The following is a 14,219-nucleotide window of genomic DNA, read 5'->3' as shown; positions in this document are numbered from 1 at the left end:
AAATAACGTACGTTACGTTTAATTCCTTGTGAGGTGGATATCGTTGCAACTTCAGGTCATGAACAGTCCGTTTAATCAGGAGCAGGCAGAGCTCCTTAACCGCCTTCTGCCGACCTTGACAGAATCACAGAAAATCTGGCTGAGCGGTTATTTGGCTGCGGCCCGGTCCGAATCCGGTGAAACAACCGCACCCGCTGCTCCGGTTCCTGCAGAAAGCCCGGCAGTCTCAAGAGAAGTGACCGTATTATACGGATCGCAAACGGGAAATGCGGAAGGTCTTGCGAAACAGACGGTAAAGACGCTTGAGGAACGGGGATTCCAGGTCACCGTCGCGTCAATGAACGATTTTAAGCCGAATAATCTGAAAAAAGTAAACAATTTACTGATCGTGGTGAGCACGCACGGAGAAGGCGATCCGCCGGATAACGCGCTGGCCTTTCATGAATTTCTTCACGGCAGACGCGCGCCGAAGCTTGAAGCGCTCCGTTACTCCGTTTTGGCGCTCGGGGACAGCTCGTATGAATTTTTCTGCCAGACCGGCAAAGAGTTTGACGAGCGTCTTCAAGAGCTCGGCGGCACCCAGCTTGCGCCGCGGGTTGATTGCGATCTTGATTATGATGAGCCGTTTTCTGAATGGCTTGACGCGGTCATCGGCGGTTTGAACGAAGGAGCGGGAAATCAAACAGCCGAAGCGCCTGCCGAGACGCCGGCTCTCGGTGAATCCGTTTATTCCAGAACGAACCCGTTTCGGGCGGAGGTTCTTGAGAACATCAATCTGAACGGACGCGGTTCGAATAAAGAAACACGCCATCTCGAGCTTTCGCTTGAAGGGTCGGGCCTCGCGTATCAGCCCGGAGACAGCCTCGGCATCTATCCGGAAAATGATCCGGCGCTCGTTGATGAGCTGATCAATGAGCTGAAATGGAACCCAAAACAGGAAGTGGCGGTGAATAAACAAGGAGAGTGCCTCCCGCTGAAAGATGCGCTTACTTCTCATTTTGAAATAACCGTCTTAACAAAACCGTTCCTGCAAAAGGCCGCACAGTTTACGGCTGACCAAAAGCTGAGTGAACTTCTGGCCGAAGGAAACGAAGAGCAGCTGAAAGCATACATCAACGGCCGTGATCTGCTTGATCTCGTCCGGGATTTCGGGCCGTGGGAAGCGACAGCGGAAGACTTTATTTCCATCCTGCGTAAAATGCCGGCCCGGCTCTATTCGATCGCAAGCAGTTTAGAAGCGAATCCGGAAGAGGTGCATCTGACAATCGGAGCGGTCAGATATGACGCGCACGGCAGAGAACGAAAAGGCGTCTGCAGCATTCTGTGTGCGGAAAGACTCCAGCCGGGAGATACGCTTCCGATTTACATTCAGCACAACCAAAACTTCAAGCTGCCGGAAAATCCGGATACACCGATCATTATGGTCGGGCCGGGGACAGGCATCGCGCCGTTCCGTTCCTTTATGCAGGAGCGTGAAGAAACCGGAGCTGAAGGGAAAACATGGCTGTTTTTCGGGGATCAGCACTTTGTCACTGATTTTCTGTATCAGACGGAATGGCAAAAATGGCTGCAAAACGGTGTGCTCACAAAAATGGACGTCGCTTTTTCCCGGGATTCGGAGGAAAAAGTATATGTGCAGCACCGCATGAAAGAACAAAGCAAAGAGCTTTATGAATGGCTGCAGCAGGGAGCCGCCGTATACATCTGCGGTGATGAACAGCATATGGCGCATGACGTGCACCAGGCGCTTCTCGATATCATTCAGGAAGAAGGCGGCATGAGCCGTGAAAAAGCGGAAAGCTTCCTGGCAGACATGCAGCAGAAAAAACGCTATCAGCGTGACGTATATTGATTTTGGTTTGAAAGGAGCTTATTCAGCATGGTGAACAACATTTTAAAAGCGCCGGAAGGCCCTCCAAGTGATGTTGAGGAAATTAAAGAAAAAAGTGATTATTTGCGCGGCACATTGAAAGAAGTCATGCTCGACCGGATTTCAGCCGGCATCCCGGACGATGACAACCGGCTGATGAAGCATCACGGAAGCTACTTGCAGGATGACCGCGATCTCCGTAATGAACGTCAAAAACAAAAGCTTGAACCGGCTTATCAGTTCATGCTGCGCGTCCGGATGCCAGGCGGCGTGTCAACTCCGGAACAATGGCTTGTCATGGATGAACTGGCGCAAAAATACGGAAACAATACATTGAAGCTGACAACGCGTGAAACGTTCCAAATGCACGGAATTTTAAAATGGAACATGAAAAAAACGATTCAGAAAATCAATGCGGCGCTGCTTGATACCATTGCGGCCTGCGGAGATGTCAACCGAAACGTCATGTGCGCTTCAAATCCGCACCAGTCTGAAATTCATGCGGAAGTATACGAATGGTCGAAGAAATTGAGCGATGACCTTCTTCCGCGCACGAGAGCCTATCATGAAATCTGGCTTGATGAGGAACGTGTGGCGGGCACTCCTGACACGGAAACGGAACCGATGTACGGGCCGCTGTACCTGCCGCGGAAATTCAAAATCGGAATCGCCGTGCCTCCGTCCAATGATATCGATGTCTTTTCTCAAGATCTCGGCTTCATTGCCATCGTGGAGGAAGGCAGTCTTATCGGATTCAACGTGGCAATCGGCGGCGGTATGGGAATGACGCACGGCGATACGGCCACTTATCCGCAGCTTTCAAAAGTCATCGGCTTCTGCAAACCGGAGCAGCTGTATGATGTAGCGGAAAAAACCATTACGATTCAGCGCGATTACGGAAACCGTTCCGTCAGAAAGAATGCCAGATTCAAGTACACTGTTGACCGTCTCGGGCTGGAAAACGTAAAAGCCGAGCTGGAAAACCGCCTCGGCTGGCAGCTGGATGAAGCGAAACCTTATCATTTTGACCATAACGGCGACCGTTACGGATGGGTGAAGGGTGTAAAAGGTAAATGGCACTTTACGATGTTTATCGAAGGCGGCCGCGTCACGGACTATGAGAATTATAAGCTGATGACGGGATTACGTGAAATCGCCAAAGTCCATACGGGAGATTTCCGTCTCACCTCTAATCAAAACCTGATTATCGGCAATGTCTCGAGCCAGAAAAAGAAACAAATCAGCGCATTAATCGAACAATACGGTCTGACAGACGGCCGGCAGCATTCCGCCCTCCGCCGCAGTTCAATGGCTTGCGTCGCGCTTCCGACATGCGGGCTCGCCATGGCCGAAGCCGAGCGCTATCTGCCGAAATTGATTGATAAGATTGAAGACATTGTTGACGAAAACGGGCTGCGGGATGAAGAAATCACCATCCGTATGACCGGGTGCCCGAATGGCTGCGCCCGCCATGCGCTCGGCGAAATCGGATTTATCGGAAAGGCGCCCGGAAAATATAATATGTATTTAGGAGCGGCGTTTGACGGCAGCCGTTTGAGCAAAATGTACCGGGAAAATATCGGTGAAGAGGAAATTCTGAATGAGCTTCGCACCATTCTCCCGCGCTACGCGAAAGAGCGTGAGGAAGGCGAACACTTCGGCGATTTCGTCATCCGCGCCGGCATCATTAAAGCGACGACAGACGGCACGAATTTTCACGAATAAGATGAGCACTTAAAACCAAGTATAGAGACACACTGACGGTGCGTTCTCTATCCTTTACTAAGCAGCATAAACGCTGCACCGCGTCATGAAACAGATGACGCAGCTTGCGAAAAAGCCTGTTTTCAGAGAAAACAGGCTTTTTCTTTTTCCGGAAAAAATGTAGCTGAAGGCAAAAAAAGTTCGCCGTGAGCACGTTATGAGAAATTTTAAATAAAAACGGGTAAAATAAAAGAAGAATGGTTGCGTACGGAAAATATATTGAATCTGCCCGATCATCGGCTCCGGCCTTTGGCAAAGGCAGAGAACAGGCAATAATATATGATGCAGCAGATGAAGGAGGTCATGCTTTGGACATATTTTTAGTCGTACTCGTACTTTTAACCATCATCGCGATCTCAAATATCGTAAATCGGTTTGTCCCCTTTATCCCGGTGCCTCTGATTCAGGTGGCGCTCGGTATCATTGCGGCGTCATTTCCGCAGGGGCTTCATTTTGAACTGAATACTGAATTGTTTTTTGTTTTGTTTATCGCCCCGCTTCTTTTTAACGATGGAAAACGGACGCCGCGTGCGGAACTTTGGAATTTAAGAGCGCCGATTCTGCTGCTTGCGCTCGGGCTCGTGTTTGCCACGGTGATTGTCGGCGGTTACACGATTCATTGGATGATTCCGAGCATCCCGCTGGCTGCCGCGTTCGGGCTGGCGGCGATACTGTCACCGACTGACGTTGTCGCGGTCAGCGCGCTGTCAGGGCGAGTGAAGATGCCAAAAGGCATTCTGCGTCTCCTTGAAGGAGAAGGACTGATGAATGACGCATCCGGCCTGGTCGCTTTTAAATTTGCGATTGCGGCTGCCGTGACGGGCGCATTTTCGCTGGCGCAGGCCGCCTTCAGTTTCGTTCTGATTTCAGCCGGCGGTTTACTCAGCGGTGTCGTCATTTCTTTTTTGATTATCCGTTTCCGGCTGTTTTTGCGCCGCCTCGGCATGCAGGATGTCACGATGCATATGCTGATTCAAATTCTGACGCCGTTCGTCATCTATCTCGCGGCTGAAGAAATCGGCGTTTCCGGCATTTTAGCTGTTGTGGCCGGCGGCATCACGCATGCGGTGGAGCAGGACCGTCTTGAATCAACGATGGTCAAACTGCAAATCGTCTCTTCAAGTACGTGGAATATTATTTTGTTCATTCTGAACGGTCTTGTTTTCGTTATTTTAGGTGCGCAAATACCGGATGTGGTTTCCGTCATCTTTAATGATACCGCGTTTAACAATATGATGGTCATCGGGTACATTATCGTCATTACGCTGACGTTAATGATTCTCAGGTTTTTGTGGGTGCTGTTTTTTTGGAACGGCAAGTGGTTTTTTAACAAGGATCAGAGCATTTATAAACCCGGCCTGCGCTCGACCCTGCTGATTTCGGTTTCAGGCGTCAGGGGAGCGGTCACGCTTGCGGGTTCCTTTTCCATTCCTTACGTGCTCTCTGACGGCTCACCGTTTCCTGAACGGAATTTGATTCTCTTTTTAGCCGCGGGTGTTATTATGTGCACATTGGTGCTAGCGACAATCGTACTGCCGATTTTGACAGATAAGCCGGAAGACAATGTGAAAGAGAAGAAAGTCAAATTGCTGACAGCGAGACGGAAGCTGATAAAAGCTGCCTTAACGGCCATTAAAGAAAATATGAATGAGACAAACAAAACGGCTTCTTTTGCGGTTATTGCCGAATACAATGAGAAAATGAAAAATCTCAGGTTTCAGCAGTTCACCGTCAAAAACCGCACGAAAAAAGATGAGCGGAAAGTCCGCGCCCAAGGGATACAGGCTGAACAGGAAGAATTGCTGCGGCTGATTGAGCGGGGCGACATACCGGAAGAAACGGCTGACAGCCTTCAGGAACGGTTTGATGAACTGGAAGTGCTGTATACGAACCCGTTTAAAGTCGGCTTATCTAAGAAAAAGCTGAAACGCCTGATGTACTGGATCTTTTTCGGTGAACAAAAAAAGCCGGAAATGTCAATTTTAAATGAAGAAGGCCTCATCCGCACCACAAGGGTTAAAACGGCAAAAGCGGCCATTGAAAGCCTGAAAAAACACATGACTGAAGAAAATAAAGATGTGACGCTTGCCGTCATTTCCTTTTACAATCACTTGATTTTCAGGCTGGGGCACACGTATCACGAACAGAGTCCAAGCCGCCGTTTTGAAAATCAAAAACTCGAAATCAAACTGCGGGCCGTGCAGGCCATCCGCAACGAAATCCAAACATTATTCGAAGAGCGGGAAATTTCCCGCGATATGTCACATGAGCTTCGCCAATACATCAATGATGTGGAAGCGGCCATGCTTGACGGAGATGAATAAATCAAAAAAGTCCGGCATCTGTCGCCGGACTTTTTTTGATTACGGACGATGGAATTCGACGTGATCGCCGTCGCGGTCAAACCAGCCTCTGAAGGCCCAGTTGATCCAGCCGCCATCACCTTTATTGGTGAAGCTTCCGTCTTCAAACACCCAAATGCCGTACGTGATGCCGTCATAAACGGCGGAACCGTAGAACTGAACACCGTTAAAATGATCTTCATATTCCTGGCTTAAATTAAACACCATGACGTTATATTTTTGTCCGGAAGCGTAGAATGAAGATTCCATTAAGTTTTTGACGAAGCCGTCACGGTTTTGCGCCGACTTAATCGCGTCAGCAATCGAATTGCCGATGCCGAGCAGGTCAACGTCAATGTTTAATCCGACATCTTTTGCTGAGACATCTGATGATTGCTGTGCCATGTTTTGAGGGACCGGGGTTTCTTTTGCGGATACAAAGGACAGAGGAGTCAGAGACAAAGCGGCGCCAAGGGCAACGGACATCGGGATACGCATACGTTTCATATGATTTCCTCCTTCAATTGTGTGGTGGCTACAGTAGCGATTTACCCGGACAGTTACCCGGTTAACCGGGATTTTTGAAAAATAGGAAAATAATAACGGTAGTGGTGCTTGGGCACTAAAGATGGTTTTTGTGATGACGATGAGCGTATAATTGGTTTCTTACGGCGGAAATGTGAGATAATAATAACCGTTTACATAATGACTAGAAAGGATGGTTCAACGTGGCAAAAAGCTTAAAAGATACTGTAAAGCTTCATAATGGCGTTGAAATGCCGTGGTTCGGCCTTGGCGTCTTCAAGGTGGAAAACGGAAGCGTAGCGGCGGACTCCGTCGAAGCGGCAATCAGAAACGGCTACCGCAGCATTGATACGGCGGCTATTTACAAAAATGAAGAGGGTGTCGGCGAAGGCATCAGAGCTGCGGGCGTTGCCAGAGAAGAGCTGTTCATCACGTCAAAAGTGTGGAATGAAGATCAAGGATACGAAACGACACTTGACGCGTTTGAGAAAAGCCTTGAGCGCCTCGGCCTCGATTACCTCGACCTTTACCTGATTCACTGGCCGGGCAAGGATAAATATAAAGACACATGGCGCGCTCTTGAAAAGCTGTACAAAGACGGCAAAATCCGCGCAATCGGCGTCAGCAACTTCCAAGTGCATCATTTAGAAGAGCTGCTGAAAGATGCTGAAATCAAGCCGATGGTCAATCAGATTGAATTCCACCCGCGCCTGACTCAAAAAGAAGTAAGAGATTTCTGCAAAGCGCAGGGCATTCAAGTGGAAGCATGGTCTCCATTGATGCAGGGACAGCTCCTCGATAACGAAGTGCTGTCACAAATTGCGGAAAAACATAACAAATCGGTTGCTCAAGTGATTTTGCGCTGGGATCTTCAAAACGAAGTCGTTACCATTCCGAAATCGATTAAAGAGCACCGCATCATAGAAAATGCCGATATTTTTGATTTCGAACTGTCACAGGAAGAAATGGAAAAGATCAGCGCATTGAACAAAGACGAGCGTGTCGGCCCGAATCCGGACGAGCTTCTGTTCTAAGAAAAAACAGCCCTTTACGGGGCTGTTTTTCTTTACATAAATGTCTGTGTCTGACGTTTTACGCTGAACCTGTATGCGGCTATTAATAACAGGGCGGCGGCGAAGGCTCCCAAAATGATGATGTTCAGCATCAGGCTTTGGAACGTGCGGCCTTGCTGCAATTGATCCACCGTATCGAGCACCCAGCGCTGAGGCAGAAATTCGGCGATTGTCTGCACCGTTTTCGGCATAATATTGCCCGGAAAGAAGCAGCCGGCCAGCAAGCATGTCGGCACGACGATCAAATTCAAAAGCGCCGATGCCGAAGCGCTGCTGTTGGAAAAACCGACGGCAATAAAGGCGATCCCGATCGCGCTTAATGCAAACAGCATCATCAGGACGAACAGCTGCCACAGCGGGAATGACGGATGAATATGAAAAGCGGCGCCCATAAAGAGAACGGCGAATAGAATTTGGACGGCCATGATAATGATATTCACCGCCGCGTTCGCCAATACATACTGCTTTGATGTGATCGGCGTTGACAGAAGCCTGTAGTATGTCCTGTTTTCTCTCTCTTTAATCATCAGTTCCGTCAGGTTGCCGGCGGAATAGAGCATAATGATAATGAGATACCCGATGACTGAGTAAGTCATTTCTTTATGGTTCGATGTATCTTGTAAAACAGCGGACTCCGTTTGAATGGGAGAATGCTTGAAATCGGCGTACATCGCCTGAAAGGCCTTTGCGTCTCCGCCGGAGGATTTGCCGATTGAGGCGATGCTGTTCATATAATTGTACAAATAAGAGCTGACATATCCGGTGACCTGGGCGCCTTTCAGCGAGGTCATGCCGATGTGAGACGGTTTCCCGGCTTTTACACTTTGGGAGAAGCCTTTTTCAAACGTAATGAGCGCCTCCATTTTTCCTGAAGCGATTTTTGATGTGGCGGACGCAGCCGTTTCCTCCGAAATCTTCACATGATCCAGTCCTTTTAAAAACGCGGCCGTATCCTGCGCCACTTCTCCGCCGTCTTGATCGAGAATGCCGATATTGAGCGTTTCGGCTCCGCCGTTGGCATTGGTCATGAAGGAGAGGAAGACGCCGATCAGCGGAGCCCCGATATAAAGAATGAGCTGTTTTTTGCTTTTTGTAATCCCTTTGAGAGTGTGCGCAAACAGCCACCAGAAGTTTTTCATATTACAGTCCCTCCCGTCTTTGAAACGTAAATGCGGCGATCAGCAAAAAGAGTGCCGCCAATGCTGTATTTAAACCGAGTGCAGGCCATGCCGCTGATACATCATTTGCGTAAATGATGTTGTTAATCGCCTTATTGATCCAGGATAAGGGCGACAGGGCGGAAATTCCTCCGCCTTCATATTTGTAATAGGCGCCGCCGATAATGGACATCACCTGAACGATGATGACGGTGATTAATCTGGCGCTTTCGGGTTTTCTGGTCAAATAGCTCAGGCTGAGTCCGAAGCTGACGGCCAAAAGAATTTCAGAAACGAGAATCAAAAGCACAAGTCCCATGTGGCTGCCCCAATTCGCTTTTAAGATAAATTTGCTGAAGGCGACAACGGCAAGAATCGTCAGAACATTCACAGCCAAAATGCCGAGCATCTTTCCGAGAAAGATATCGCTTTTCCGGAGCGGGGCGGCGATCAGGCGATCTGCGGTGTGCCGTATTCTTTCCCCGCGGAATAAGGTGCTTGCAAAAATCGAGGCGTACAGCCCGATCATCGTCGTCATGGATATCGCGTAAAAATCTTTCGCTTTCGGTTCTTTCGCTTTGTGTAAAGACGTCTGCTTCATATAATCGCTTTTGATTTGTCCGGCGGAAGGTGCCTTATGCGCCTTGTAAGCGGCGGCGCCTGCTTTGTATTGATTGGTAAAAGCGGTCAGCATGCCTTGGACGATCGTGCCGTTTATGCCGCTCCGGTCATTTGTAAAGACTTGAAAACCGGTGTTTTTTACAGTGACGAAAGCATCCGCCTGATTTTCTCGAACCTCGTTTTTGCCTTTTGCCTCCGTGTCCGCTTTTTGAAAATAGACATGCTCTTTTTTGGCGGCTTTCATAAACTCAGTAAAATCATGAGAAAGAGGGCCGTTTGACTGGTCCGTATATATCACCTTGATGTTTCCGACCGTCACCTCTGAATCAAAGGCGTTTGATAATGCCGCAGTGAAAATCAGCATGAAGACGATCGGAAAAGCAAGCATGAAAATAAAAGTCCGTCTGTCGCGGAAACTGATTTTGATTTCTTTCCCGGCGATGTGCAGAATATTCATTTGCAATCCTCCTTTCAGCGGGGTCAGTCGCGCAGGCTTCTGCCTGTCAGCGTGAGAAATACCGTTTCTAAGTCAGGGGCCTGTTCCTGCAAGGAGCGGATTTCAATTCCTTTGTCCATGAAGTACCGGATCAGGCGGTTTAAATTGTTGACCCCTGTGTCAGAGCTGATTTTCACGCTGTTTTCTTCCAGTGTGGCGGCTCTGACGCCGGGCAGCTCCTGAATATCGCCGAGGCTGATGCCGTTTCCGGATGACAGCTCAATCACGACGTCCTTCGTGTCGGTAATGATGGAGGTCAGCTGTTCTTTTGTGCCTTCTGCGATGACCTTTCCGTGGTCGATGATGGCGATGCGCGTGCATATTTCTTCCACTTCCTCCATGTAGTGGCTCGTGTAGATGATCGTGCAGCCCATTTCATTCAGCTTTTTCACTGATTGCAGAATATAATTTCTTGATTGCGGGTCAATGCCGACCGTCGGTTCATCCATGATGATCAGTTTCGGCCGGTGGGCAAGAGCGCAGGCGATATTGAGCCGGCGCTTCATTCCTCCTGAAAAATGCTTCGGCAAATATTTGTGTTTATCGCTTAAGCCGACGAATGTCAGGGCCTCCTCGACCCGTTCTTTCAGAGCCGCCCCTCTCAGGCCGTACAGCCCGGCGAAGAACTTCACATTTTCATAGGCGTTTAATTCTTCGTAAATCGCGAGGTCCTGAGGGACGATGCCGATATTCATTTTCGTTGCTTTGCTATATTTGAAAATATCTTTTCCGAGAAACAGAATGTCTCCGCCTGAAGGTTTTAAAAGGCCTGAGATCATATTGATCGTCGTGCTTTTTCCGGCTCCGTTTGCGCCGAGAAACCCGAAAATCTCACCTTCTTTTACGGCAAGCGACATCTGGTCAACGGCGGCATAATCACCGAATTTCTTACTCAGCTGTTTGAGCTCCAAAATGTTCATGTTTCCACCTCTATGTCTTATGATGCTCTTATTATAAAAAAAAGAATGAACGGCCGTTAGTGCAGCTGTTCATTCCTTTGACATGAGAATCTTCATATTTTTCACATGAAAACATTCACTTATTCAACCGGAAGCAATGTCGTGACGGAAAAACCGGCCGTGCCGTCAAAAATAACGGTTCCGTGCAGGACGGCCGCCCGTTCTTCCATACCGAGCATGCCGAGGCCTTTTTTAAAGCGGGCGGCGCCGTTTCCGTTATCTTTCACTTCCGCTTTCACGGCTTTATTCAGCACATGGATATCAATGAAAATCTGCGTGGCATCGGCGTATTTCATTGCATTGGTCAAGGCTTCGGTTACGTTTTCCTGAATGACTCTCCAATGCATTTGCGTCAGCCTGTCCAAATCGCCTTGATGCGTAAACGGAACCGGCATCCCGTTTTTGGCCGAAAATTCATCAATAAACGTTCTTAATCTGTGAATGCCCATTTGTTCAGCGGGCGGTTTCATATTTTTCAGCGTTATGCGGATATCCTCAATGCCCTCTTTGGAAATGGTAATGGCGTTTTGGAGCAGTTCAGCCGCTTTGTCCGGATGGGAGCCGAGCATCCGCTTCGCCGCTTCCATCTGAATGAGCGCGCCTGTCATGGAATGGCCGATTTTGTCATGGATGGCTTGGGACAACCTGTTTCTTTCTTCGAGTTTGCCGGTATACTCCGATTGTTTGATATATTCCGTGCTGCTGTGCAGCTGTTTCGTCAGTTTTTCAATGCTTGAGCGCATATTGTCTGACTGCTCTTCATATTTTTTCAGCCGGTCGCTGGACCGGGCGGCCAAAACGAATATCGCTAAGCAGAACAAGGTCATGACGATATAAGTCGGAAGGTCGCCGTACGGGATAAATAAAAACGGCACAAACACGAGCAGGCAGAACACATAGCGGTGAACCGGATATTCGGCAAGAATGGCAAAAATGGCGGGCGGCAAAAGAAATAGAAACGCCGGATGGCCTAAGGCGGAAAGCCAAGCAGTCAATGCCAGCGTCATGAGGGTGATCCCGCGCCTCCAAGCGGGCGGCCTGATCATGCAGACCGCAATGCCCAAAGACAGATAAAGCAGCAGAAACAAGACGGCATACGGCGTGTAAGGGCGGTCTGCTGATACGAACAAAAAAGCCGTATAAAAAATGGCAATCAGTCTGCTCATCAGCATCCAAAAATCCATACCGTTCAACGCCCGTTATCCACCTTCCCGGTGATATAATAAATCGCGATCTGCGTTCTGTGCTCAAGCCCCGTTTTCCCTAAAATAGATGAAATATAATTGGCCGTCGTCCCTTCAGAAATGAAAAGCTGTTTTGAAATTTCCCTGTTCGACAGTCCTTTCGCAATAAGCGACATGATGCTGAGCTCTCTTTCAGTAAACTGGCTTTCATCAATCTGATGCGCGGCTTCCGCCGGCTGGAAAAGGCTGTCTTTTATTTTATCCAGCACGGTGTCCTGAAGAATGCTGTGTCCGTTGAAAACGCTTTTGATCGCATCGCGTATCCGTTCCGGTTCGGTGTTTTTTAATAAATATCCTTTCGCGCCGTTTTTAATCGCTTCTAAAATATACTCATCGTCGTCAAATGTCGTCAGGATCATCGGCTTCGTATCCGTTTCCTCCGCGATCCGTTTTGCGGCTTCGACGCCGTTCATCACCGGCATGCGGACGTCCAGCAAGGCGATATCGACGGGATTGTGTTTACAATACTCGGCCGCCTCCAGGCCGTTTTCCAACGTTGCCGATACAGTAAATTCCTCATATGTATGCAAAATGATTTTCATTCCTTCTCTGATGAAAGAATTATCATCCGCGATAATGACATTAATCTTCATGGCCGCACCCTTTGTGTGTTTTTTGTTTCATTATATACCATCCGATTTTAAATCAAAAAGCCTCCCGGCGAAAGGTGCGCGGAAGGCGGATCGGTCAAGCGGGTTTTTTCAATTGGATGAAAAACAGCATCAGGAAAGAAATGATCACAATACAGATCACCCACACCCAGGCGAGTGTTTCATTGCCGGAGTCCATCGCGACGTAAATCGCTGTCGGCAGCGTTTGGGTGACACCGGGAATATTTCCCGCAAACATTAAAGTCGCCCCGAATTCACCTAGCGCACGTGCAATACTGAGAATGCTTCCGGTCAAGAGGGAGGGAAAGGCAAGCGGGACGGAAATACGGGTGAACACCTGCCACCTGCCGGCTCCGTCTACTTTCGCCGCTCCCTCGATGTCGGCATCAACCGCGGCGAAGCCCGTTTTAGCGGACTGATACATAAGCGGGAAGGCAACAATGGCCGAAGCGATCACCGCGGCCGACCACGTGAAAATGACGGGCTGGTGAAAAATCCGCTCAATCGCCCGGCCGATAAAGCTGTGTTTGCCGAAAATAATAATGAGAATGAAGCCGACAACGGTAGGCGGAAGAACGAGCGGGAGCATAAACAGGGTCTCCACAGCCGTTTTTCCGGGAAATCGCGCTTTCGCCATCCAGGCGCCGGCAAGCGTCCCGAGAATGATGACGGCGATGCCTGATGCCAAAGCCACCTCAAAAGACAATACGACTGGGGTGAAAAATTCCGAAGCCGTAATGTTACTTGGCAGTAAATCCATATTTCTTAAACACTTTCATCGCTTCATCTGACTGCAGATACTGATAAAACGCTTCTGCTTCTTTACGGTGCTTTGTATCCTTGACGATGCCGAGCGGATAAACGATCGGATCGTGCGTTTTCGCCGGCGCTTCATCGGTGATTTTCACCTTTTTCGAAATCAGCGCGTCTGTTTTATAGACAAGCCCGGCATCGACATTTCCGGTTTCAACATAAGAAAGCACCTGGCGAACGTCTTTTGCATAGACGACTTTATCTTTTACCTTGTCCCACAGGGATAATGCCGTCAATGACTGTTTGGCGTATTGTCCGGCCGGAACGGATTCAGGCGTGCCGAGCGCAATTTTTTCCGCGCTGTCTTTTTTCAGGTCATTCAGATGTGTCAGGTGTGCGCTGTTTTTCTCAGGCACGATCATGACGAGATCATTTTTCAAAAGATCCGTGCTGTCCTTTTTATCGATATCTCCGTCATGAACGAGCTTTTCGAATTTATCTTCGGCTGCCGAGAAGAATAAATCAGCTCCCGCGCCTTGTGAAATTTGTTTTTGCAATGTGCCTGATGATCCGAAGTTGTCTTGAATGGTTACGTTTGAATGAGATTTTTCGTAGTTGGTCTGGATTTCTTCAAGTGCATCCTGAGCGCTGGCTGCCGCAGAGACGGTCAGCGTGACTTTTTCGTTTTGTCCGCCTTTGGACGATTGTCCGGATGAGCAGCCCGCAGTTGCAAGGAAAACGGCCATAGCCGCAGTTGTGAGTAGTGTCGCTTTCTTTTTCAACATTGTGCACCCCTTATAGCTA

At 48.8% G+C, this 14,219-nt stretch carries 12 protein-coding genes; 4 read left to right on the top strand and 8 right to left on the bottom strand.

The genetic code is table 11. The features are described from left to right. Positions 1-43: 43 nt before the first annotated feature. From NYE68_RS17890 to NYE68_RS17880, 3 genes are all read left to right on the top strand, one after another. Entirely contained in the window at positions 44-1,852 is a 1,809-nt protein-coding gene (locus NYE68_RS17890) for an assimilatory sulfite reductase (NADPH) flavoprotein subunit (protein WP_033574851.1), read from the top strand. A gap of 27 nt (positions 1,853-1,879) precedes the next feature. Continuing rightward, a complete protein-coding gene (gene cysI, locus NYE68_RS17885; RefSeq protein ID WP_031378348.1) occupies positions 1,880-3,595 on the top strand; it encodes an assimilatory sulfite reductase (NADPH) hemoprotein subunit in 1,716 nt (571 codons plus the stop codon). 347 nt (positions 3,596-3,942) lie between these two features. Then, entirely contained in the window at positions 3,943-5,958 is a 2,016-nt protein-coding gene (locus tag NYE68_RS17880; RefSeq protein ID WP_017418924.1) for a Na+/H+ antiporter, read from the top strand. A gap of 39 nt (positions 5,959-5,997) precedes the next feature. Here NYE68_RS17880 and NYE68_RS17875 read toward each other — a convergent pair whose 3' ends face one another. Further along, the gene (locus tag NYE68_RS17875) at positions 5,998-6,483 is read right to left on the bottom strand and encodes a hypothetical protein (RefSeq protein WP_007613741.1); all 486 of its coding nucleotides are present in this window, start codon (positions 6,481-6,483) and stop codon (positions 5,998-6,000) included. 221 nt (positions 6,484-6,704) lie between these two features. Between NYE68_RS17875 and NYE68_RS17870 the strand changes: the two genes are divergently transcribed. Further along, the gene (locus NYE68_RS17870) at positions 6,705-7,535 is read left to right on the top strand and encodes an aldo/keto reductase (protein ID WP_007410023.1); all 831 of its coding nucleotides are present in this window, start codon (positions 6,705-6,707) and stop codon (positions 7,533-7,535) included. 32 nt (positions 7,536-7,567) lie between these two features. Here the strand turns inward: NYE68_RS17870 and NYE68_RS17865 are convergent, their stop codons facing one another. The 7 genes from NYE68_RS17865 to modA all read right to left on the bottom strand — a co-directional run bounded on the left by NYE68_RS17865 (position 7,568) and on the right by modA (position 14,200). Next, on the bottom strand, positions 7,568-8,713 hold the full coding sequence (locus NYE68_RS17865; RefSeq protein WP_163068953.1) for an ABC transporter permease: 1,146 nt from the start codon (positions 8,711-8,713) through the stop codon (positions 7,568-7,570). A 1-nt stretch (position 8,714) separates the two neighbouring features. After that, positions 8,715-9,809 (bottom strand): ABC transporter permease, encoded by a 1,095-nt coding sequence (locus NYE68_RS17860; protein ID WP_031378352.1) that lies wholly within the window; start codon positions 9,807-9,809, stop codon positions 8,715-8,717. Positions 9,810-9,832: 23 nt separating this feature from the next. After that, a complete protein-coding gene (locus NYE68_RS17855; RefSeq protein ID WP_020956334.1) occupies positions 9,833-10,768 on the bottom strand; it encodes an ABC transporter ATP-binding protein in 936 nt (311 codons plus the stop codon). A gap of 119 nt (positions 10,769-10,887) precedes the next feature. After that, a complete protein-coding gene (locus tag NYE68_RS17850) occupies positions 10,888-11,991 on the bottom strand; it encodes a sensor histidine kinase (protein WP_170936338.1) in 1,104 nt (367 codons plus the stop codon). A 5-nt stretch (positions 11,992-11,996) separates the two neighbouring features. Continuing rightward, entirely contained in the window at positions 11,997-12,644 is a 648-nt protein-coding gene (locus NYE68_RS17845; RefSeq protein WP_033574855.1) for a response regulator transcription factor, read from the bottom strand. A 94-nt stretch (positions 12,645-12,738) separates the two neighbouring features. Next, positions 12,739-13,422 carry a molybdate ABC transporter permease subunit gene (gene modB / locus NYE68_RS17840; RefSeq protein WP_014305804.1) on the bottom strand — a complete coding sequence of 228 codons (684 nt, stop codon included), beginning with the start codon at positions 13,420-13,422 and terminating at the stop codon, positions 12,739-12,741. Next, on the bottom strand, positions 13,403-14,200 hold the full coding sequence (gene modA / locus NYE68_RS17835; protein ID WP_040238895.1) for a molybdate ABC transporter substrate-binding protein: 798 nt from the start codon (positions 14,198-14,200) through the stop codon (positions 13,403-13,405). The genes modB and modA overlap by 20 nt, the downstream gene beginning before the upstream one ends. Between the last annotated feature and the right edge of the window lie 19 nt (positions 14,201-14,219).

This window comes from Bacillus sp. FSL R5-0447, assembly GCF_038606125.1.
In the GTDB taxonomy this organism is placed as follows: Bacteria; Bacillota; Bacilli; order Bacillales; family Bacillaceae; genus Bacillus; species Bacillus velezensis.
Note: the sequence above shows the minus strand (reverse complement) of the source record. Positions and strands in the feature narration are given on the sequence as shown.